This window comes from Streptomyces ziwulingensis, assembly GCF_039542605.1.
Taxonomy (GTDB): domain Bacteria; phylum Actinomycetota; class Actinomycetes; order Streptomycetales; family Streptomycetaceae; genus Streptomyces; species Streptomyces ziwulingensis.
Window position 1 is genome coordinate 1 of record NZ_BAABIG010000090.1, and the last position, 21,472, is coordinate 21,472.

Annotated in this window: 12 protein-coding genes; 3 read left to right on the forward strand and 9 right to left on the reverse strand. The window is 74.6% G+C overall.

The genetic code is table 11. From position 1 onward, the window contains the following. The coding region (locus ABEB00_RS33820; protein WP_345624544.1) for a maltotransferase domain-containing protein at positions 1-1,023 on the reverse strand (1,023 nt) is incomplete at its 3' end. Positions 1,024-1,780: 757 nt separating this feature from the next. On the opposite strand from ABEB00_RS33820, the gene ABEB00_RS33825 reads away from it, so the two are divergent. After that, complete coding sequence (locus ABEB00_RS33825; protein ID WP_345624545.1) at positions 1,781-4,399, forward strand: glycosyltransferase family 1 protein; 2,619 nt, start codon at positions 1,781-1,783, stop codon at positions 4,397-4,399. 51 nt (positions 4,400-4,450) lie between these two features. Here the strand turns inward: ABEB00_RS33825 and ABEB00_RS33830 are convergent, their stop codons facing one another. From ABEB00_RS33830 to ABEB00_RS33860, 7 genes are all read right to left on the reverse strand, one after another. Next, positions 4,451-8,389, reverse strand: a complete 3,939-nt coding sequence (locus ABEB00_RS33830) for a tetratricopeptide repeat protein (protein WP_345624546.1) — start codon at positions 8,387-8,389, stop codon at positions 4,451-4,453. A gap of 31 nt (positions 8,390-8,420) precedes the next feature. After that, positions 8,421-8,783, reverse strand: coding sequence for a trypco2 family protein (locus tag ABEB00_RS33835; protein ID WP_345624547.1), 363 nt, complete (start codon positions 8,781-8,783; stop codon positions 8,421-8,423). A gap of 147 nt (positions 8,784-8,930) precedes the next feature. After that, complete coding sequence (locus ABEB00_RS33840; RefSeq protein WP_345624548.1) at positions 8,931-9,440, reverse strand: DUF1990 domain-containing protein; 510 nt, start codon at positions 9,438-9,440, stop codon at positions 8,931-8,933. A gap of 91 nt (positions 9,441-9,531) precedes the next feature. After that, on the reverse strand, positions 9,532-11,574 hold the full coding sequence (locus ABEB00_RS33845; protein WP_345624549.1) for a M4 family metallopeptidase: 2,043 nt from the start codon (positions 11,572-11,574) through the stop codon (positions 9,532-9,534). 484 nt (positions 11,575-12,058) lie between these two features. Next, positions 12,059-13,936, reverse strand: a complete 1,878-nt coding sequence (locus ABEB00_RS33850) for an ABC transporter ATP-binding protein (protein WP_345624550.1) — start codon at positions 13,934-13,936, stop codon at positions 12,059-12,061. After that, a complete protein-coding gene (locus ABEB00_RS33855) occupies positions 13,933-15,906 on the reverse strand; it encodes an ABC transporter ATP-binding protein (RefSeq protein ID WP_345624551.1) in 1,974 nt (657 codons plus the stop codon). The genes ABEB00_RS33850 and ABEB00_RS33855 overlap by 4 nt, the downstream gene beginning before the upstream one ends. 196 nt (positions 15,907-16,102) lie before the next feature. After that, the gene (locus ABEB00_RS33860) at positions 16,103-17,509 is read right to left on the reverse strand and encodes a sulfatase family protein (RefSeq protein WP_345624552.1); all 1,407 of its coding nucleotides are present in this window, start codon (positions 17,507-17,509) and stop codon (positions 16,103-16,105) included. A 31-nt stretch (positions 17,510-17,540) separates the two neighbouring features. Here ABEB00_RS33860 and ABEB00_RS33865 point away from each other — a divergent pair, with 31 nt between their 5' ends. After that, positions 17,541-17,747, forward strand: coding sequence for a hypothetical protein (locus ABEB00_RS33865; RefSeq protein WP_345624553.1), 207 nt, complete (start codon positions 17,541-17,543; stop codon positions 17,745-17,747). Positions 17,748-17,774: 27 nt separating this feature from the next. On the opposite strand, the gene glgX is transcribed toward ABEB00_RS33865, so the two are convergent. Then, on the reverse strand, positions 17,775-20,039 hold the full coding sequence (gene glgX / locus ABEB00_RS33870) for a glycogen debranching protein GlgX (RefSeq protein ID WP_345624554.1): 2,265 nt from the start codon (positions 20,037-20,039) through the stop codon (positions 17,775-17,777). Between the two features lie 153 nt (positions 20,040-20,192). On the opposite strand from glgX, the gene ABEB00_RS33875 reads away from it, so the two are divergent. Then, the gene (locus ABEB00_RS33875) at positions 20,193-21,419 is read left to right on the forward strand and encodes a L,D-transpeptidase (protein ID WP_345624555.1); all 1,227 of its coding nucleotides are present in this window, start codon (positions 20,193-20,195) and stop codon (positions 21,417-21,419) included. The last annotated feature ends 53 nt before the right edge of the window (positions 21,420-21,472 follow it).

Sequence of the window (21,472 nt, forward strand, 5' to 3'; positions counted from 1 at the left end):
GGCGATCTCCATCCCGAGGCTCCGCGCCTCGCGCACGAACCGGTCGAAGTCCTCGATGGTGCCCAGGTCGGGGTGGACCGCGTCGTGACCGCCCTCCGGCGAGCCGATCGCCCAGGGCACGCCGACGTCCTCGGGGGTGGCGGTGAGGGTGTTGTTGGGGCCTTTGCGGTGGGTGGTGCCGATGGGGTGGATCGGCGGCAGGTAGACCACGTCGAAGCCCATCGCGGCGATCGCGGGCAGCCGGCGCGCGGCGGTGCGGAACGTGCCGTGCGGGCGCTCCGGGGTGCCCTCGGAGCGCGGGAAGAACTCGTACCAGGAACCGAACAGCGCCCGCTCCCGCTCCACCAGCAGCGGCAAGGTCTCCGAGACGGTGACCAGTTCGCGCAGCGGGTACCGGGCGAGGACCGCGTCGACCTCGGGCGTCAGCGCCGCCGCCAGCCGGGACGCGGCCGGACGGGCCTCGTCCCGGAGCGCCTCGGCGGCGCCGAGGATCTCCCGCCGCCCCGCGCCCTCGGGCACGCCGGCCGCGGCCCGCTCGTACAGCCGGGCGCCCTCCTCCAGCACTAGTCCGGTGTCGATCCCGGCCGGGATCTTGATCTGCGCGTGGTGGCGCCAGGTGGTCACCGGGTCGCCCCACGCCTCGACGGCGAACGTCCACCGGCCGGGCTCCCCGGCGGTGACCTCGGCGCCCCAGCGGTCGGTGCCGGGCGCCAGTTCGCGAAGGGGTGTCCACGGGCCGGGGCGGCCCTGCGGATCTCTCAGGACGACGTTGGCGGCCACCGCGTCATGTCCTTCCCGGAAGACGGTGGCCGATATCTCGAACGTCTCGCCGGTCACGGCCTTGGCGGGCCGCAGCCCCTGCCGGACCGCCGGGCGGACGTCGAACACGGGAATGCGGCCCACGGAACCGGCGCCGGCCGCGGCGGACGGCGCCGGGGCGGGCGGACCGGTGCCGGCGGAGCGCGCGACGGCCGCTTCTCCGCGCGACGTGGGAGGTGAGGACGGGTGGTGCGTGGCGGGCATGACCGCTCCTGTCCGCGACAACGGGGGGTGGGCGGATGACGGGGGGAAGGAGGCTTCGCGGTACTCCCGGTGGGGCGTACCGCAGGAGCCTTCCCCCACTCTTCGGGTGGGCAATCCGGCACTCTGTCGACTACTGACGCGTATCCCGGGGCGCGAGTCCGGCCCCGTCCCCCACGGGCGGGCCCGGCGACCGCCGACCGCTGTCAGGAACGGAGTGCCCGCGACAGCCTGTTCGGTGAACCGAGCCCCGAACTGACATCTTCCCGGAGACCGGCCCGGCAATCAGGGCTTTTGTGCCCTGATCCGGCGCCGCCCGTCCCGTGCCGCTCGGACGGGAGACCGAGGTGACCGACACGCCCGGGAGGAACGGGCCGGTGGCGCCGGGTCCGTTCAGGAGCGGGCCCCGGAAGTGGCCGATTCTCGCCCCGTACGCCTGGGCGAGGCGCCGTCCCACCGGACCGCGGCCGTCGCGTACGCGTCCGTGTCATCGTGTGCGTCCCCTCCTCAGGCGGGTGAGTCCCGACCGGGGCAGCCTCTCGTGCGCCGTGAAGCGTCACAAGATGGCCCACCGGGACGGAATCGGCCATATCCGGACGCGGCCGCCGATAGTCCGTCCGGTGCTCCGGGGCGGAAGCGTTCCGGCCGATCGGGCGGTCCCCTGGCCAAGCCCCCACGGCGGCCCCGGTGTCGCCGGTACCGTCGTCAGGGACGGCGCGGTACACACCGCGTCACTCCAGCGAACGCGCCTGAGGTGAATGTGAAGGCGATCCGCCGACTGACCGTCCGTCCCGTTCTCCCCGACCCCCTCCGCCCGCTCAGCGACCTGGCCCGCAACCTGCGCTGGTCCTGGCACGCGGAGACCCGTGACCTCTTCCAGTCCGTCGACCCCGAGTGCTGGGCCGCCTCCGGCGGCGACCCGGTACGGCTGCTCGGCACCGTCCGGCCCGCCCGGCTCGCGGAGCTGGCCGAGGACCGGCGCTTCCTGCGCCGCCTCACCGCCGCCGCCGACGACCTCGACCACTATGTGACCGGCGACCGCTGGTACCAGACCCAGCCCGGCCGCCTCCCCGCCGCCGTCGCCTACTTCTCCCCCGAGTTCGGCATCAACGCCGCCCTGCCGCAGTACTCCGGCGGCCTCGGCATCCTCGCCGGCGATCACCTGAAGGCCGCCAGCGACCTCGGCGTGCCGCTCATCGGCGTCGGCCTGCTCTACCGCCACGGCTACTTCCGCCAGTCCCTGAGCCGGGACGGCTGGCAGCAGGAGCACTACCCGGTGCTCGACCCCAACGAGCTGCCCCTGAGCCTGCTGAAGGAGAGCGACGGCACCCCCGCCGAGGTCCGTCTCGCCCTGCCCGGCGGCCGGGACCTGCGGGCCCGCGTCTGGCTGGCCCGGGTCGGCCGCGTCCCGCTGCTGCTGCTCGACTCCGACGTCGAGGAGAACGACCTCGGCGAACGCGGCGTCACCGACCGGCTCTACGGCGGCGGCAGCGAACACCGGCTGCTCCAGGAGATGCTCCTCGGCATAGGAGGTGTCCGCGCGGTACGGACGTACTGCCGGCTCACCGGGCACGCCGACCCCGAGGTGTTCCACACCAACGAGGGCCACGCCGGTTTCCTCGGCCTGGAACGCATCGCGGAGCTGTGCGACACCGGATCGGAGTTCGACCCGGCGCTGGAGGCGGTCCGGGCCGGCACCGTCTTCACCACCCACACGCCCGTCCCCGCCGGCATCGACCGCTTCGACCGCGAGCTGCTCGCCCGCCACTTCGGCCCGGACGCCGAACTCCCGCGGATCGACGTCGAGCGCGTCCTGCGGCTCGGCATGGAGACCTACCCGGGCGGCGAACCCCACCTGTTCAACATGGCCGTGATGGGCCTGCGGCTGGCCCAGCGCGCCAACGGCGTCTCCCTGCTGCACGGCGGCGTCAGCCGCGAGATGTTCTCCGGGCTGTGGCCCGGCTTCGACCCCGACGAGGTGCCCATCACCTCCGTCACCAACGGCGTGCACGCGCCCACCTGGGTCGCCCCCGAGGTGTTCCGGCTCGGCGCCCGGCAGGTCGGCGTGGAGCGCACCGAGACCGCGCTGACCGGCGACGGCTCGGAAAGCTGGGACGCGGTCGTCGACATCCCCGCGGGGGACGTCTGGGAGCTGCGCCGCACCCTGCGCGAACAGCTCGTCACCGAGGTCCGCACCCGGCTGCGGGCCTCCTGGCGCCAGCGCGGCGCCGGCAGCGCCGAACTGGGCTGGATCGACGGCGTCCTCGACCCGGACGTCCTCACCATCGGCTTCGCCCGGCGGGTCCCCTCGTACAAGCGGCTGACGCTGATGCTGCGCGACCGGGACCGGCTGACGGACCTGCTGCTCCACCCGGAGCGGCCGGTCCAGATCGTGGTCGCGGGCAAGGCGCACCCGGCCGACGACGGCGGCAAGCGGCTGGTGCAGGAACTGGTGCGGTTCGCCGACGACCCGCGGGTGCGGCACCGGATCGTCTTCCTGCCGGACTACGGCATGGCGATGGCGCAGAAGCTCTACCCGGGCTGCGACATCTGGCTGAACAACCCGCTGCGCCCGCTGGAGGCGTGCGGCACCTCCGGCATGAAGGCGGCGCTCAACGGCTGCCTCAACCTGTCGGTGCTCGACGGCTGGTGGGACGAGTGGTTCCAGCCCGACTTCGGCTGGGCGATCCCCACCGCCGACGGCGCCGCGACCGATCCGGACCGGCGCGACGACATAGAGGCCGCCGCCCTCTACGACCTGCTGGAACAGCGGGTCACCCCGCGCTTCTACGAGCGCGGCCAGAGCGGGCTGCCCGACCGCTGGATCGAGATGGTCCGCCGGACGCTGGGACTGCTCGGACCCAAGGTGCTGGCCGGCCGGATGGTCCGCGAGTACGTGGAGCGGCTCTACGCCCCGGCCGCCGCGGCGCACCGCGCCATGGACCCGGACTCCGCCCACGCCCTCGCCGACTGGAAGGCCCGGGTCCGCGCGGCCTGGCCCGGGGTGGCCGTCGACCACCTGGAGACCGCCGCCCCGGCCGGCACCGCGGAACTCGGCGCCACCCTCGTCCTGCGGGTCCGGGTCCGCCTCGGCGAACTCGTCCCGGACGACGTGGAGGTGCAGGCCGTCTCCGGCCGGGTGGACACCGAGGACCGGATCACCGACGCGAGCGCCGTGCCACTGAAACCGGTGGGCGGCCCCGACCTGGAGGGCCGCTGGGCGTACGAGGGCCCGCTCACCCTGGACCGCACCGGGCCCTTCGGCTACACGGTCCGCATCCTGCCCGCCCACCCGCTGCTCGCCTCCAGCGCCGACATGGGGCTGGTCGCGGTCGGCTCGGAGGAACTGGTGGAGGCGGCGGGACTGCTGATGAGGTGACCCGGGCCGGGCGCCGCCGGCCGCTGTGGCAGGGCGGGCGGCGGCGCCCCGTCAGGTGACCTCCTCGCACCCGTCCGGGGCCGGTGCCCCCGACGCCTCGGCGTCGGGCACCGGCCCCGCCTCGCGCGCCAGGTGTTCCAGCGGCTTCAGCAACTGGCGCAGCGCGGAGTTCAGCTCCTCCCCCTCGTACACCAGCGGCCCCAGCGGCTCCAGCAGTTCCTCCAGCTCGGGGTTGAGCTCCAGCGCCCAGGCCAGGCCCACAGGTGCGGGCGGGCGCGGGACGCCGGGCGGGGGCGACCGGATCAGATCGCCGGGGCCCAGCAGGGCGCGGAACGCGCGCCGGTCCCGCGCCATTTCGTCCTCCCGCGGTACCTGGAGCACGGTGGGAACCGTGACCCGTACGACCGGAAGGGAGGCCGGGCGGCCCGACCGTACCGGCTCGCGCGGGCGCTCCACCCGCAGCCGGACGCCGGCCCACTGCGCGAGCCGGGCCCGCGCCCGCGGCCAGCGGGTGTCGCGCAGCCGTTCCCGGTACTCGCGGGCGGCCCGCTCGGCGGCGAGACGGCTCGCCTCCCCGCGCAGACCACCCCACCAGAGCGCACCCCTGCGGCGGTCCACGTTCTCGAAGGCGTCCCAGGCGACGGACGCCGCCTGGCGCAGCGCGGCCTCGATGTCCTCGTGGTACCGGGCCGGGGCGGTGCGGGCCAGATCGCGGTAGAGGAGCAGCGCCCGGAAGGCCGACCGGGCGGCCTCGAAACCGTCACCGGTGCGGTTGAGCACCCCCGCGCGGGTGCGCAGCACCCGGGGCAGGGCCGGCCGGTAGAGCGCGGGCTGGTCCTCCACCAACTGCAGGGTCACGCGCAGCGCCTCGTCGATCACCCGGCGGGCGGCCGAGTAGCGGCCCAGCGCGGCCAGTTCGAGCGCCTGGTTGTGCAGCGACTCCATCAGACCCGGCAGGTACGCGTCCGGATGGACCTGCGCGAGCCGGCGCCGGATCAGCACCGCGTGCGTCACCGTCTCCAGCGCGCTCCGGCCCGGGGAAAGGCGGTTGGCGAGGTTGTGCAGCGCCCCGGCCAGCAGGGCGAGGTGGTGGCGGACCGGACGCAGGTGGACCAGTTCCTCCGAGATCTCCACCGCCTCCTCGGCGGCGGCGAGCGCCTCCTCACGGAAGTCGCGGGCCGCCAGGACCACCGACAGGTTGTTCAGCGCCTGCGCCAGCCGGGCGCGGTGCGTCATCGCCTCGGTGTCCAGCGCGGCGGTCCGCCCCGGTACGGCCGCCGCCCCTCGCGGGCCGGGCTCCGGCCCGACCAGCGCCGCCGCCTCGGCGACCAGCGCGGCGGCCGCCCCCGCCGCCGCGGGCACCCGGGCGGGGACCGGTCCGGGACGGTCCGCCGCGCCCCGGTACGGCACCGGGGCGCGACCCGCCCCGGGTCCGCCCGCCGTCCGGCCACCGGCCGGCTCCGTCCCGTCCCGCTCCGGATCACCGGGCGCCGCCGGTCCGGCCGGCCCGTCCGCCACCAGGCGGCGGTTGACGCGGACCGCCTCCGCGCAGTCCGTCAGTGCCTCGCGGTAGCGGCCGAGTTCGCTCAGGGCCGCCCAGCGCACGCCCAGCGACTCCGCCAGGAGCGGCAGATACGTGGCCGGCCGGGCCCTGGAGAGGCCGCGGTAGAGCCGGATCGCGCGCCCGCTCGACTCCACCGCCTCCGTCCAGCGCCGTACGGAGACCAGGCGGACCGCGAGATTGTGCTCGGCGCGCGCCACGTCCGCCCGTACCCGGGGGGAGGAGAGACGCGGCTCACCGCCGGTGAGCCAGGCCCGGCGGCGGTGCATCCGGGCGAGTCGCTCGGCGAGCCCCAGTGCCTGCTCGCCCAGCAGCCTGCTCCCGCCGGGCACCACCGCGTGCAGGGTCTCCAGGAGTTCGGGGGAGAGGTCGCTCCGGGCGGCCAGCGCACGCAGCGCGCCCAGCAGGAAGCCGGGATTCTCCGAGCGCCCGGCGACCACGGCGGCGGGCACCGCCAGCGCCGACGGGTGGTCCACGATCAGCCGCTCGACCCGGTCGGCCAGGTCCGGACAGGGGCAGCCGGGCTGTGCCTCGGCCCGGGCGAGCACGGTGAGCGCCCGTTCCGCCTCCCGGCCCCGCAACCGCGGCAGCAGCGCGGGCAGCAGCCCCGGATGGTGCCGGACCCGTGACGCCACGTGGTACTCGCCGAGCAGATCCGGCTCCAGCGCGCCCCAGTACGACCCCTCCGCGGGCGGATACAGCTCGTGCAGCCACTCCGCCGCCGCCCGCGGCGCGCGGTCGCCGGCCGCGCCCGGCAGCAGGGACAACAGCTCGACCGCGCGGTCCGCCCGGGTGGCACTGGTCAGGGTCGCCACCGCCACGATGTCGGCGAGGGAGTCCTGCCCGGAGCCGCCGAGGGCGAGTCCGGGACCCGGGAGGGAGTCGGCGGTGCGCCGCCAGTACCGCCGTTCGTGCCCGAGGAGTTCCGCCCGCACGTCCGGATCCGCGGGCGGGCGGCCGCCGTCCGGCTCGGCCCGGGTACGGGCCCGGCGGGCCGCCGCCCGCTGGTCGGCCGCCGTCAGCAGGTCCAGCAGCGCCCGCATGTGCAGATGGAGCGCGGAGCCGTTCCCGGTGTCCCGGTACGGCCGGGCCAGCACCGTACGCGCCACACCGGCCCAGTCCGCCCGCCCGGCCTCGGCCGGCGTGCCCAGCGCGGGCAGCCCCCGGGCCAGCGCCCCGACCGCCTCCCGGTACCTCCGCTCGCGGTCCGGGGCCGTCGTCGCCACCTCCCGCAGCTCCACGGTCCGGGCCCCGCTCAGCACCCCCGCGCTGCGCGGCGTGGCGCCCGGCAACTGCTCCCACCACTCACCCGCGCTGCGCGCGATCAGCACGACCCGCACCGGATGGTGCCCACCGCGTGCCTGGAGCGTCTCCAGGACGTTGCCGACCAGGTCCGGGCTGGTCTCGGCGTAGTCGAGGACGAGCAGCATCCGCTGGTCGACCTCGGTCAGCGCCTGCAGGCCGCGGACCAGCTCGGCCCGGTCGGTGTCCGACTCGCGCAGTCGGGCGGTCACCCAGCCGCGGGTGGCCATCGTCACGGCCAGTTCCCGGGCGAACCGGGTCTTGCCCTGGCCGCCGAGCCCCGTGATCAGCCGGGTGGCGAGTCCGCCGCCGTCGCCGCACCAGTCCACGAAGTCGCGCAGCTCCCGCTCCCGGCCGCCGAACGGGACCGACTCGGCCTGCGGGCGCAGCAGCTCCGACGGCAGCCGGGGCGCGCGGGCGGGCACCGCCGGCTCGCACAGCGCGTCCAGCTCGACCGGTTCGGCGACGGGGACGTGGCCCAGTTCGCTCCGGAGCAGCGCGCGCAGCGACGGCTCGGCGAGCAGCCGGTGCGCGGGGACCGCCTGGAGTTTGCCGTGCTGCCAGTGCGCCAGGTCCACGCCGATCACTCCGCACAGCAGCCGTCCGCTCCACAGCGCCGAGCCGGACATACCGCTCCACGGCGACTCGCCGAGGCCGGCCGGTGCCCGGTCGACGCTCAGCTCCCAGCGGCCGCCGAGCATCCCGTCACCGGGGCTCACCGTGCCGGAGACCTGCGCGGTCTCCAGTCCGTCGGCCCGCCGCGCGCCCTGTACCCGCGCGAAACCCACCGTGTCGCAGGGCTGGCCCGCGCGCAGTGTGACGAACCTGCCGAAGCGCACCGGGGAGTCGGGGACCTCGGCCGGCCGGCGGTCCGGCGCGATCCGCAGCACCGCCGCGTCCAGGCCGTACCGGCGTCCGTCCCAGGCGATCTCGGCGGGCACCAGCCGGTTCGTGGTCAGGAACTGGACTTGGACGTGCACGCCGTCGGCGGCGACCGCCGCGCCGAGCGGCTGCAGCGCGTGTCCCGCCGTCAGCACCAGCCCGGGGCCGATCACACAGCCCGAGCCGACCCGCGGGTGCTTGCCCGCGAGAGTGGTCCGTACGGCGGCCAGCCGCGCCCTGTTCATGCGCTCCCCCCGCGTTCCGGCACGGCGGCGGTCAGGCCGGGTCGGGCGGCGCGAACAGGGCGGACTCGTCGTCCGCCGGGCGCCGACCGCCGTTTTCGGGGGCCGGGAGGTCCCGCGAGATCTCCACCGACGTGCCGTCCGGCCGGGTCGGGGTGAGCGTGAGCGACACCTTGTGGGTGCGGGTGCGGCCGGCGCCGCCGTCCACATCGGCGGAGACGACCCAGGCTTTGAAACCGGTCTTCGCCCGCACGTCCCGGCGCAGTTCGACGGTGAACTCCATGCCGATGGGCCCCACGGCGAACCGCAGTTCCTCGTCGGCCGCGTCGGCCGCCGCGCGGAGCAGTTCGGCGCGTACGAGCTGTACGGCGGCGGCCAGTTCCAGTTCCTCGGGCATGCGTCCCCCCACGCGGGCGGCGCCGGACCGAGCGCCGGTGATGTCGGAGTGCCCAGAGTGCCAGAGAACGGCCCGCGAGGACCAACGGTGCCACGACGCACCGGTGTTCGGGTACGTGGCGGAGGTCTTCCCGGGCGGGGTCCCGGTTCAGGCCTCCGGCGTGCCCTCGCACAGGTCGCGCAGCACCTTGCCGCAGCGTCGGGCGTACGCCTGCTGCAGGCCCCGGGCGGCCGGGCCGCCCGCCTTGGCGTACCACTTGGCGGGGCGGCTGAACGCGGACACGGTCAGCCAGACCGTGCCGTCGCCCGTGCGGTCGACGACGAACGCCTCCTCGCCGCACTCCGGATGGCCGGGCAGGGTGCCGTACGCCCAGCCGGCCCGGCGGCGCTCCTCCAGGGTCCACACCACCCGGCAGGGCGCCCTGATCATTCCGGCGAGGGTGACGGTGACGTCCACGCCGGGCGCGGCGCGGTCCGCGCCGGTGTCGAGACCGACGCCCACCGCCCGGTGCATCTCCCAGGTCAGGAGGGCCTCGGCCGCCCGTTGGAAGACCGGTTCCCCCTCCCCGAGGCGGGTGCGCACGTGCAGGGGGTGGAACCCCGGCGGGCAGTGGTCCTGCTCGCGGGTGGCGCCGACGGCGTCGTACGTGAAGGACATGGGAACCAAGACTAGGGCGGCACCCGGGACATCGCGGTCCCGGGTGCCGCCCCGGTCGTTTCCCGTGGGGGGATCGGGGGTGCGGCGGGGGCTACGGGAAGGTCAGCGTGAAGCCACTGATGTACCCCGTGTCCTGGGCCGCCTGGTCCTGGGCGCGCAGCTTCCAGACGCCGTTGGCGACCTCCGAGGAGGCGTTGACCGTGTAGGTCGCCCGGACGTTGTCGGCCGAGTCGGAGGAGCTGAAGTTCTTCAGCCGGTACGCCGTCCCGTCCGGGGCGAGCAGGTCGACCACCAGGTCACCGCGGAAGGTGTGCACGATGTCCACCGTGACCTGGAGGTTGGCGGGCGCGTTGCCGGTGCGGCCGGAGACGGTGAGGGAGGAGGTCACGGCGGCGCCGTTGTCCGGGATCGACACGTCCGCGGTGGACTCGAAGGAGGTGCCGCCGCCGGTGCCGCCGCCCGACCGGGCGCCGACCGCGACGCCCGCCCACGCGTCCTGGACCGCCTTGTACTCGGCGCCGGTGGTGCCGTACAGCTCGCCGGCGGCCGCGAGGGTGCCGGTGCGGGCCGCCGCGTAGTTGGTGGTCGAGGTGAACTTCGTGGTCAGCGCGCGGAACCAGATCTTCTCGGCCTTGTCGCGGCCTATCCCGGCCACCGGCAGGCCGTCCGAGGTCGGCGAGTCGTAGGAGACGCCGTTGACGGTCTTGGTGCCGCTGCCCTCGCTGAGCAGGTAGAAGAAGTGGTTCGCCGGGCCGGAGGAGTAGTGCACGTCGACCGAGCCGATGCCCGAGTACCAGGCGTCCTTGGAGGCGCCGTCCCTGCTGGGCCGGTCCATGTAGCGCAACGGGCTGCCGTCGCCGTTGATGTCGATCTCCTCGCCGATGAGGTAGTCACCGGCGTCGGAGGGGTTGTTCGCGTAGAACTCGACCGCCGCGCCGAAGATGTCGGAGGTGGCCTCGTTCAGCCCGCCGGACTCCCCGCTGTAGACGAGGCCCGCGGTGTTGGAGGTGACGCCGTGGGTCATCTCGTGGGCGGCGACGTCGATGGAGGTGAGCGGGTTCGCGTTGCCCGAGCCGTCGCCGTACGTCATGCAGAAGCAACTGTCCGACCAGAAGGCGTTGACGTAGTTGTTGCCGTAGTGGACCCGGGAGTACGCGCCGACGCCGTCGCCCCTGATGCCGGTGCGGCCCTGCACGTTCTTGTAGTAGTCCCAGGTCAGCGCGGCGCCGTAGTGGGCGTCGGCGCCGGCCGTCTCCAGGTTGGCGGCGGTGCCGTTGCCCCAGACGTCGTCGCTGCCGGAGAAGAGCGTGCCGGTGCCGGAGGTGCCCCGGTTCAGGTTGTACGTCCGGTGGCTGCCGCGCGCGGTGTCGGTCAGCGTGTACGACGACCCGGACTGGGCGGTGCCCAGGGTCACGGTGCCGCTGTACAGGGTGTTGCCGGTGCCGTTGTGGACCGCCTGGTACGCGTAGAGCTGCTCGGCGGTGGCGGCGTCCGTGACGACGTGCAGCTCGTTCGGGGTGCCGTCCTCCTGGAGGCCGCCGACGACCGTCTCGTAGGCGAGGACCGGGGTGCCCCCGGCCGCCCAGATCACCTTGCGCGGGGCGTTCTCGGCGTCCGGGCTCTCGGCGCCGGCCGCCTTCGCGGCCGAGACCGCCCGCTGCTCGGCCTTCGCGGCCGTGATCCCCGGCGTGAGGGTCGCCGGCCGGATCCTGGCCGACGTGGCCTTCACGACCCGCTCGGTCTGTCCGGCGCCGGTGGTGACGACCAGGTCGCCGCCGAGGACGGGCAGCCCGTCGTAGGTGCGCTCGTAGCGGGTGTGCAAGGTGCCGTCGCCGTCCTTGACGACGTCCCGGACGACCAGCTTCTCCTTGGCGCCGAGGCCCAGGCCGTCGGCGGTGGCCGCCTTGCGGGTGTCGGCGTCACGTATCAGCTCGGCGCGCTGGGCCGGGGTGAGCCGCACCGACTCGGCGCCCGGGACGGGGGCCTGGACCGGGGCCGCGGTGGCGGCGCCGGACTGGACCGCCGTGGCGACCAGCGCGGCCACACCGGCCAGGGCGATGGCCGCGGCGCGGCGCGGGGCACGGGGGGCGCGGGAGGTGCCGGAGGTGTGTCTGTGGGAGGAACTGCTGCTCAACACTGACTCCTTCTGCGTGGCCGCGGGTCACGCGGCCAGGGAGACCCGGGCGGTGGGTGGGCCGCCGGGCGGAACGGGGCGGTGCGCAGAAAGCAGGTGTGCGGATGCCGGCCACGGCGCAGCGCGCGGTACGAGGAGCAGTGGGGGCGCTGTGCAGCGGCCGTGGGAAGAGTGACAGGAGCGGCCCGCATTTGTCAGGAGCGCGTCATCAACTTGGCCGGAAACGGTTCGTTGTCCGGGCGTTCATGTTCGTTATACGGAGTTGTGGGTGTCCTGTGCCGAGCTGGGGGGTTCCGGCGCCGGGCCGCAGCGACACCGACACCGACACCGACACCGATACCGACACCGTCAGCGCGCCCACCGTCCCGTGGGCGACGACCGCGGCCACCTGCCGTCGCGGCGCCGCACCGAGCCGGGCCCCCTTCCGCCCCCGTCTTCCGCCCCCGTCTGCCGCCCCCGCCTTCCGCCCCCGTCGCGTCGCCGCTCAGGCCAGACTGTCCCGCCAGGCCCGGTGCAGGTCCGCGAACCTGCCGGTGCCCGCGATCAGTTCGGCCGGGACGCCGTCCTCCACGATCCGGCCGTCCGCCATGACCAGCACCCGGTCGGCGATCTCCACGGTCGACAGCCGGTGGGCGATCACCACCGCCGTACGCCCCTTCAGTACGGTCGTCATCGCCCGCTGCACCGCCCGCTCGCCCGGGATGTCCAGCGAGCTGGTCGCCTCGTCCAGGATGAGCACCGCCGGATCGGCGAGCAGCGCCCGCGCGAACGCCACCAGTTGCCGCTGCCCGGCGGAGATCCGCCCGCCGCGCTTGCGTACGTCGGTGTCGTAGCCGTCGGGCAGCGCGCTGATGAAGTCGTGGGCGCCGATCGCCTTCGCGGCCCGCTCGATCTCCGCCCGGGTCGCCTCCGGGCGGCCGATCGCGATGTTGTCGGCGACCGTCCCGGAGAACAGGAACGCCTCCTGCGTCACCAGCACCACCCCGCGCCGCAGCTCCGGCACGGCCAGCTCGCGCAGGTCGACGCCGTCCAGCAGCACCCGCCCGGCGGAGGGGTCGTAGAACCGGGCGAGGAGCTTGGCCAGGGTCGACTTGCCCGCGCCGGTGGAGCCGACGACCGCGACCGTCTGCCCGGCGGGCAGCGTCAGGTCGAAGGGCGGCAGCACCTCGCCGCCGGTGCGGTAGCCGAAGCCGACCCGGTCGAAGACGACCTCCCGGCCGGGCTGGTCGCTCCGCGGCGCGGGCAGCTCCCGGGGCACCGCGGGCTCGGGCACGGTCGGTGTCTGGGCGAGCAGGCCCGCGATCTTCTCCAGCGACGCCGCCGCCGACTGGTAGGAGTTGAGGAACATGCCGAGCCGGTCGATCGGGTCGTACAGGCGGCGCAGGTACAGCACCGCAGCCGCCAGCACCCCGAGGGCCAGCGTGCCGTCCGCCACCCGGTGGGCGCCCCACAGCACGATGCCCGCGACGGCCGTGTTGGCGACCAGCCGGGAGCCGGTGACATAGCGGGCCATCTCCAGCAGGGCGTCGCCGTTGACGCGTTCGTGCCGCTCGTTGAGCACGGCGAACGCGGCGTCGTTGGCGTCCTCCCGGCGGAACGCGCGCACCGGCCGGATGCCGTTCAGCGTCTCCACGAACCGCACGATCAGCGCCGCGGTCGCCGTCGACCGCAGCCGGTAGACCCGCCCCGCGCGCCGCTGGTACGTCCGCACCAGCGCGTACAGCGGCCCGAACGACGCCACCGCGACCGCGCCGAGGCCGAGGTCAAGCCAGAGCAGCATCGCCGAGATGTAGACGAAGGAGAGGACGACCGTGACGAGTTCCTGGAGCCCCTCGCCGAGCAGTTCGCGCAGCGACTCCACGTCGGTGGTGGAGCGGGAGATCAGCCGGCCCGAGGTGTAGCGCTCGTGGAAGTCGACGCTGAGCGCCTGGGCGTGCCGGAAGATCCGGCCGCGCAGGTCGAGCAGTACGTCCTGGTTGACGCGGGCGGCGGCGGCGATGAACGCGTACTGCAGGGCGCCGCCGAGCGCCGCGCACAGCAGATAGCCGCCGGCCACCGCGATCAGCGGCCCGCGGTCGTCCGCGCGCAGGGCGGGGACGGCGCGGTCGATGGCGTACGCCACCAGCAGCGGGCCCGTCTGCACGGCCGCCTGCTGGAGCAGCAGCAGGAGGGTGGTGACGGCGACGCGGGCCCGCATCGGGGCCAGCAGGGAGCGGAGCAGGGCGGCGGTGGCGCCCGGCGGGGTGGGCAGCACATCGCGGTCGAAGGGGTCGCCGTCGCCGTCGCCGGGGCCCCGGCCGGCGCTGGCCGGCCGGTCGGCGGGCTCGTCCTGGGCGGTCGCGGTGGTGGTGGTCGCCGTCATCGGCCCTCGTCCTCTTCTGCCGCCTGCGCTGCCTGCGCTGCCTGCGCTGCCTGCGCCGCCTGCGCCGTCTCTGCCGCCTCGGCTGGTTCTGCCGGCTGTGCCGGTTCCTCCGGTTCCTCCGGTTCCCTCGCCTCCCTGGCGGGTGTGTCCCGGCCCGCCATCAGACGGGCGTACTCGGCGTTGTCGCGCAGCAGTTCGTGGTGGGTGCCGACGGCGGCGATCCGGCCGCCGGAGAGCAGGGCCACCCGGTCGGCGAGCAGGACCGTGGAGGGCCGGTGGGCGACGATCAGCGCGGTGGTGTCCGCGAGGACCCGGCGCAGCGCGGCCTCGACGGCGGCCTCGGTGTGCACGTCCAGCGCGGAGAGCGGGTCGTCCAGGACGAGGAACCGGGGGCGGCCGACCACCGCGCGGGCCAGCGCGAGCCGTTGCCGCTGCCCGCCGGACAGGCTGAGGCCCTGCTCGCCGACCTGGGTGTCCGTCCCCTGCGGCAGGGCGTGCGCGAAGTCGGCGCGGGCCACGGCCAGGGCCCGCGCCAGCTCCTCCTCACCGGCCCCGGTACCGGCACCCATCAGTACGTTCTCGCCGACGCTCGCGGAGAACAGGGTGGGTTCCTCGAAGGCGACGGCGACCATGGCACGCAGGCGGGCCCGGGAGAGCGCGGTGATGTCCTCGCCGTCCAGGGTGATCCGCCCTCCGGTCACCTCGTGCAGCCGGGGGACGAGCGCGGTGAGGGTGGTCTTGCCGCTGCCGGTGGCCCCGACCAGGGCGACCGACTCGCCGGGCCGGATGTGCAGGTCGACCCGGTCGAGGAGGGGCGGGGAGCCGGGCGGCGCGTCGGGGTAGCGGAACCGGACCCCCTCGAACCGCAGCCCGCCGCCCGGTTCCGACCCGGGCCGGTGCTCCCGGGCCGGGGTGTCGCGCTCCGGCTCCTCGTCCATCACCTCGAAGTACCGCTCGGTGGCGGTCGCCGCCTCCTGGCTCATCGCCAGCAGGAAACCGATCGACTCGATCGGCCACCGCAGGGCCAGCACCGTCGACAGGAACGCCACCAGCGTCCCGGCCGACAGCACCCCGTCGGCCACCTGCACCACCCCGACCACCAGCGCCGCCCCGACGGCCACTTCGGGCAGGGTGACGATCACCGCCCAGATCGCCGCCAGCAGCCGCGCCTTGCGCAGCTCCGTCCCGCGCAGTTCCCGCGACAGCCCGGCGAACGCCCGCGCCTGGCTGCGGTGGCGGCCGAACCCCTTGATGATCCGGATGCCGAGCACGCTCTCCTCGACGACCGTCGTCAGATCGCCGACCTGGTCCTGCGCCCGCCGGGCCACCCCGGAGTACTTCTTCTCGAACACCGAGCAGGTGAGGACCAGCGGGATCGCGGGCCCGAGTATCACCAGCCCCAGCGTCCAGTCCTGCACCAGCATGATGGCCAGGCCGACCAGGATCGTGACCCCGTTGACCAGCAGGAAGGTGAGCGGGAAGGCGAGGAACATGCGCAGCAGCATCAGATCGGTGGTGCCGCGCGAGAGCAACTGGCCCGAGGGCCAGCGGTCGTGGAAGGCGACCGGCAGCCGCTGCAGCCGCCGGTACAGCGCCGCCCGCATCTCCGCCTCGACCCGCGACAGCGGCCGGGCCACCAGCCACCGCCGCAGCCCGAACAGCAGCGCCTCCGCGATCCCCAGGAGCAGCAGGTACAGCGCCCCCAGCCAGACACCGGCCGGGTCCCGGTCGGCGACGGGGCCGTCCACCATCCACTTCAGGACCAGTGGGATCACCAGGCCCACGCAGGAGGCGAGGATCGCGACGCAGGCGGCGACGGACAGCCGCACCCGCACCGGCCGCACGAACGGCCACAGCCGCAGCAGCGACCGTACGGCGGAACGGTCCCGGGGGCGGTCGGCGGCCGGCCCGGCGGCCGGGGCGGCCGCGGGTGCGCGGGCGGGTGTCGGGGGCGCGGGTGTAGTGGCCATCAACAGGGAGCCTACGGACCGCCACTGACCCTGCCCACCGAGTTTTCGCCGGAACCGCAACCGGCCACCGAGGCCCCGACCAGCGCGTTCGTCGGTCCCTGCGCGGTCCCTGCGCGGCCAGGGCGCGGTCCCTGCGCGGCCCCTGCGCGGTCCCTGCGCGGCCCCTGCGCGGCCTCGGCCCGGCCGCCGGCCCGGCTCAGGACGCCGGGTACGGCAGCAGCCCGCCGTCCACCTTCTCCCAGGCGGCCTTCAGCTCGGCGAGCAGCTCCGGCCGGACGGCGGCGAGGTCGGCCTGCTCGCGCGCGTCGGCGGAGAGGTCGTACAGATGGTCCTTGCCGGCCGCGTCCCGGTAGTACTTGAAGTCGCCGCGCCGCAGCGCCCGGTTGCCCCGCACCCGCCAGAACAGGTCGCGCTCGGGGACGTCCGCGCCGCGCAGCAGATACCCGGCGAGGCTGTGCCCGTCGAGCGGGTACGCCTTGTCCGGGCGGGCGCCGGCCACCTCCAGCAGGGTGGCCGTCCAGTCCGGCGAGTAGACCGGCTCGTGGCTGACCTGGCGGGCGTCGAGCGCGGCCGGCCAGCGCAGCAGCGTCGGTACCCGGATGCCGCCCTCCAGCAGCTCGGACTTGCCGCCGCTGAGCGGCCACAGGTACGAGAACCGCTCGCCGCCGTTGTCGCTGGCGAACACCACGATCGTGTCGTCCTCCTGGCCGGAGCGGCGCAGCGCGGTGAGCACCTCGCCGACGGAGGCGTCGAGGCTCTCCACCATCTCCTTGTACTTCTCCACCGAGCCGCCGTCGTTGTGCAGCAGCCCGCCCATCACGTTCCCGGAGCGGATCTTCGCCGCTATCTCCCGGCCCGTCTCCTCGTCGTCCTCGGTCAGCCACGGCCAGTGCGGGGTGGTGAAGTTGAGGTTGAGCAGCCAGGGCTTGTCGTGGTCGCGCGAGACGTACTCCACGGCCCGCTCGGTCAGGACGGTGGTGTAGTAGCGGAGGTCCTTGTAGGTGGCGTCGCCCTCGTAGAGGTCGTAGTCGCCGAGCTGGCCGAGCTTGGAGAAGTACTCCAGGGCGCCGCCGAAGTTGCCGAAGAACTCGTCCCAGCCGGACTTGGTGGGGCTGTAGTCCGGCAGCCAGCCGCAGTGCCACTTGCCGATCAGGGCGGTGTCGTAACCGGCCTTCTTCAGCAGCGAGGCGAGGGTGGGGTGGTTCGGGTCCAGGCCCTGGGTGCGGTTGCCGAGGGGCTCGGCGAGACCGCCCGCGGTACGGCCGGGGTAGCGGCCCGTGTAGAGGCTGAACCGGGTGGGGGAGCAGGTCGCCGAGCCCGAGTAGGCCTGGGTGAACCGCACGCCCTGGGCCGCCAGCCTGTCCAGGTGCGGGGTCCTGATGTGCGGGGAGCCGTACGAGGAGAGGTCGGCCCAGCCGAGGTCGTCGCCGAGGATGAACAGGATGTTGGGGCGTCTGCGGGGCCGGGCGGTCCCGCGGGCCCGGAAGGGGCGCTCGGCGGGGGCGGCGGCGGCCTCGGCGGTGGTGGTGCTGCCGGCGACGGCGGCGGTCACCGCGCCACCGCCGACCAGGCCACCGAAGGCACGACGGGATATCTCGGGCATGCGTGAACCCCAAGGGGAAGAGTGGAGAGGAGTGGAGGAGGCGGGGAGCGGTGGGGGCGGCTCAGCGACAGAGCGCGCCGCACTGGCGGCACAGGTCGACATGGCGGCGCCGCACGAGCGCGACGCGCTCGCACTGGTGTGCGGCGGCAGTCCTCATGGCCAGGGACGCTTCCAGCCCGGCCCGCCGACGGTCAAGAAGATCGTCGACGATTTCACGCAGCCGCAAAGAACCCCGTGACCCGGCGAGCCCCGCGGGCGGGGCGGCTCAGCCCACCACCCGCAGCAGCAGCACCGCCCGGGCCGGCACCGTGAGTTCCGTCCCCGCCCGGTGGGTCTCCTCCGGTGCCCGCGCCTGCTCCTCCCGGCTGGTGTCCACCACCACCTCGTACCGCTCCGCCCACGGCGCCCCCGGCAGCGAGAAGCCCACCGGCAGGTCACCGGCGTGCAGCACCGCCAGGAAGCTGTCGTCGACGATCTCCTCGCCGCGCTCGTCCCGCCCCGGTATGTCCCGCCCGGACAGGTACATGCCCAGCGTGGCGGCGGGCGCGTACCAGTCCCGCTCGGTCATCTCCGCGCCGTGCGGGGTGAACCAGGCCAGGTCGCGCAGGCCGTCCGCCGAGTGCGGCCGGCCGGAGAAGAAGGCGCGCCGGCGCAGCACCGGATGGGCGTGGCGCAACCGGATCAGCCGGGCCGTCAGCTCGTACAGGGCCCGCCAGCCGGGCTCCTCCAGCAGGTCCCAGTCCAGCCAGCTCAGCTCGTTGTCCTGGCAGTAGGCGTTGTTGTTGCCGCCCTGGGTGCGGCCCAGTTCGTCACCGGCCACCAGCATCGGCACGCCGGTGGAGAGCAGCAGCGTGGTCAGCAGGTTGCGCAACTGGCGCCGGCGCAGCGCCCGCACCCGTTCGTCGTCGCTCTCGCCCTCCGTCCCGCAGTTCCACGCCCGGTTGTCGTCCGAGCCGTCCCGGTTGCCCTCGCCGTTGGCCTCGTTGTGCTTGCGCTCGTAGCTCACCAGGTCGCGGAGGGTGAAGCCGTCGTGCGCGGTGACGAAGTTGACCGACGCGTAGGGCCGCCGCCCGCCCCAGGCGTACAGGTCGCTGGAGCCGGAGAGCCGGTAGCCCATCTCCCGGACGTCCGGCAGGGCGTGCCGCCAGAAGTCCCGCACCGTGCCCCGGTAGCGGTCGTTCCACTCCGTCCACAGCGGCGGGAAGGCCCCCACCTGGTAGCCGCCCGAGCCCACGTCCCACGGTTCGGCGATCAGCTTCACCCGGCGCAGCACCGGGTCCTGCGCGATCACCGCGAGGAACGGGGAGAGCATGTCGACGTCGTGCATCGAGCGGGCCAGCGCCGCCGCCAGGTCGAAGCGGAAGCCGTCCACGCCCATCTCGGTCACCCAGTACCGCAGCGAGTCCGTGATCAGCCGCAGCACCTGGGGCTGCACGACGTGCAGGGTGTTGCCGCAGCCGGTGTAGTCGGCGTAGCGGCGGGCGTCGCCGGCCAGGCGGTAGTAGCCGCGGTTGTCGATGCCCTTCAGGGAGAGCGTCGGGCCCAGCTCGCCGGCCTCCGCGGTGTGGTTGTAGACCACGTCGAGTATCACCTCGACGCCCGCCTCGTGCAGCGCCCGCACCATCCGCTTGAACTCGCCGACCTGCTCGCCCCGGGTGCCGGAGGCGGCGTAGGCGGCGTGCGGGGCGAAGTAGCCGATCGAGTTGTACCCCCAGTAGTTGCGCAGCCCCCGGTCGAGCAGATGGCTCTCGTGCGCGAACTGGTGCACCGGCAGCAGCTCCACCGCCGTCACGCCGAGCCCCACCAGGTGGGCGACGGCGGCCGGATGCGCGAGCCCGGCGTAGGTGCCGCGCAGCTCCTCGGGGATGCCGGGGTGGCGCTTGGTGAAGCCGCGCACGTGCAGCTCGTAGAGGACCGTGTCCGCCCACGGCGTCTTGGGCCGGTGGTCGTCCGCCCAGTCGTCGTCGTCATGGACGACGACACCCTTGGGGACGTACGGCGCGGAGTCCCGGTCGTCGCGCACGGTGTCCGCCGCGTGCTGCTCCGGCCAGTCCCGGACATGCCCGTACACCTCCGGCGGCAGCCGGAAGTCGCCGTCCACCGCGCGTGCGTACGGGTCCAGGAGCAGCTTCGCCGGGTTCCAGCGGGCGCCGGTCCACGGGTCCCAGCGGCCGTGCACCCGGAAGCCGTAGCGCCGGCCGGGCAGCACGCCCGGCACGAAGCCGTGCCAGATCTCGTGGGTCAGCTCGGTCAGCCGCACCCGGCGCTCCCCGCCGCCCGCGCCCCGCTCGTCGAAGAGGCACAGCTCCACCGCCTCCGCGCCACCGGCCCACAGCGCGAAGTTGGTGCCGGCCACCCCGTCCGGCCCGGTCCGGAACCGGGCGCCGAGCGGCACCGGGGTGCCCGGCCAGGCGGCCACCGACGGCGGCGGCGCGGCCCGCCGCACACCGTCCACCGGGGTGGCGGCGGCGCGTCCGTTCTCGGCGGCCCGGTTCCCGGCCACCGCCTCCCGCTCGGCTGCGCTGGACACCTGTCGGCCTCCCACGGCTCGTGGAACGACGGGGCACCTGGGCGTACGGCGTCCCGGCCGTCGCCCCCCGTCGCGTCGTTCTCCCCCCTCTTCTGCCCAGAGCGCGGGTCGCACTCACGTTTCCCCAGGGCCGACCGGTCGTTACGGGTGGATGTGAGGCACGTACACGGGCGCGCGTGGCGCGCGGGGGCCGCGCTGGCCGCCCTACTGACATGGACAGGGCTGCTGGCCGGAGCCGCCGGCTGCACCTCGGACTCGACCGGTCTTGGCGGGGTCTTCGGCAAACCCCCCGCACCCGAGGAGGCGATCCGCATCTCCCCGGGCGACGGCGACAAGGCGGTACGGCCCGGACGGAAGCTCTCCGTCCGGGTGCCGGAAGGACACCTGGAGTCGGTCCGGGTGGTCAAGTCGCAGGACGCGAGCGAGACCCCGGTCCCCGGCCGGATCTCCGCCGACGGCCGGCGCTGGGAACCCGACGACCCCCGGCTCGCGCTCGCCGCGAGGTACACCGTCGACGCCGTCGCCCTCGACGGCCGCGGCCGCCGCTCCGCACGGCACGCGGCCTTCCGGACGTACGTCCCCGAGGAGCGGTTCATCGGCTACGTCGGCCCGGAGCACCGCTCCACGGTGGGCACCGGCATGATCGTCTCCCTGGAGTTCAGCCGGGAGATCACCGACCGGGCCGCCGTCGAGCGGGCCGTCCGGGTGAGCGCGGAACCGGCCGTCGACATCCGCCCGCACTGGTTCGGCCGCGACCGCCTCGACTTCCGCCCCCGGTACTACTGGAAACCCGGCACCGAGGTTACCGTCGACCTGCGCCTGCGGGACGTCGAGGGCGCCCCCGGGGTCTACGGACTCCAGCACAAGAAGGTCTCGTTCACCGTCGGCCGCCACCAGGTCTCCGTGGTCGACGCGGCGGAGAAGACCATGAAGGTCCGCCGGGACGGCGCGCTGCTCGCCACCGTGCCGGTGACCGCGGGCGCCGCGAAGACACCCACGTACAACGGCAAGATGGTGATCACCGAGATGCTCGACGTCACCCGCATGAACAGCCGCACGGTCGGCTTCGGCGGCGAGTACGACATCCCGGACGTCCCGCACGCCGTGCGCCTGACCGGCTCCGGCACCTTCCTGCACGGCAACTACTGGGCGCCCGGCGACGTCTTCGGCCGCACCAACGTCAGCCACGGCTGTGTGGGACTGCGCGACGTCAAGGGCGGCGGGGCGGACACCCCGGCGGGCTGGTTCTTCGACCGCAGCCTCGTCGGCGACGTCGTCGAGGTGGTCCGCAGCAAGGACAAGAAGGTCGCCCCGGACAACGGGCTCGGCGGCTGGAACACGAGCTGGGCGAAGTGGCGGGCGGGCAGCGCGGTGCGGTGATCCGCCGCCCGGCCTCGACGGGTACGGAACAGTCGGTACGGAACAGTGACAAT

Bases quoted from the DNA above. Each gene is read 5' to 3' on its own strand.
- ABEB00_RS33830 (WP_345624546.1), bottom strand. From the start codon at position 8,389: ATGAACAGGGCGCGGCTGGCCGCCGTACGGACCACTCTCGCGGGCAAG.
- ABEB00_RS33840 (WP_345624548.1), bottom strand. From the start codon at position 9,440: ATGTCCTTCACGTACGACGCCGTCGGCGCCACCCGCGAGCAGGACCAC.
- ABEB00_RS33860 (WP_345624552.1), bottom strand. From the start codon at position 17,509: ATGCCCGAGATATCCCGTCGTGCCTTCGGTGGCCTGGTCGGCGGTGGC.
- ABEB00_RS33850 (WP_345624550.1), bottom strand. From the start codon at position 13,936: ATGACGGCGACCACCACCACCGCGACCGCCCAGGACGAGCCCGCCGAC.
- ABEB00_RS33855 (WP_345624551.1), bottom strand. From the start codon at position 15,906: ATGGCCACTACACCCGCGCCCCCGACACCCGCCCGCGCACCCGCGGCC.
- ABEB00_RS33835 (WP_345624547.1), bottom strand. From the start codon at position 8,783: ATGCCCGAGGAACTGGAACTGGCCGCCGCCGTACAGCTCGTACGCGCC.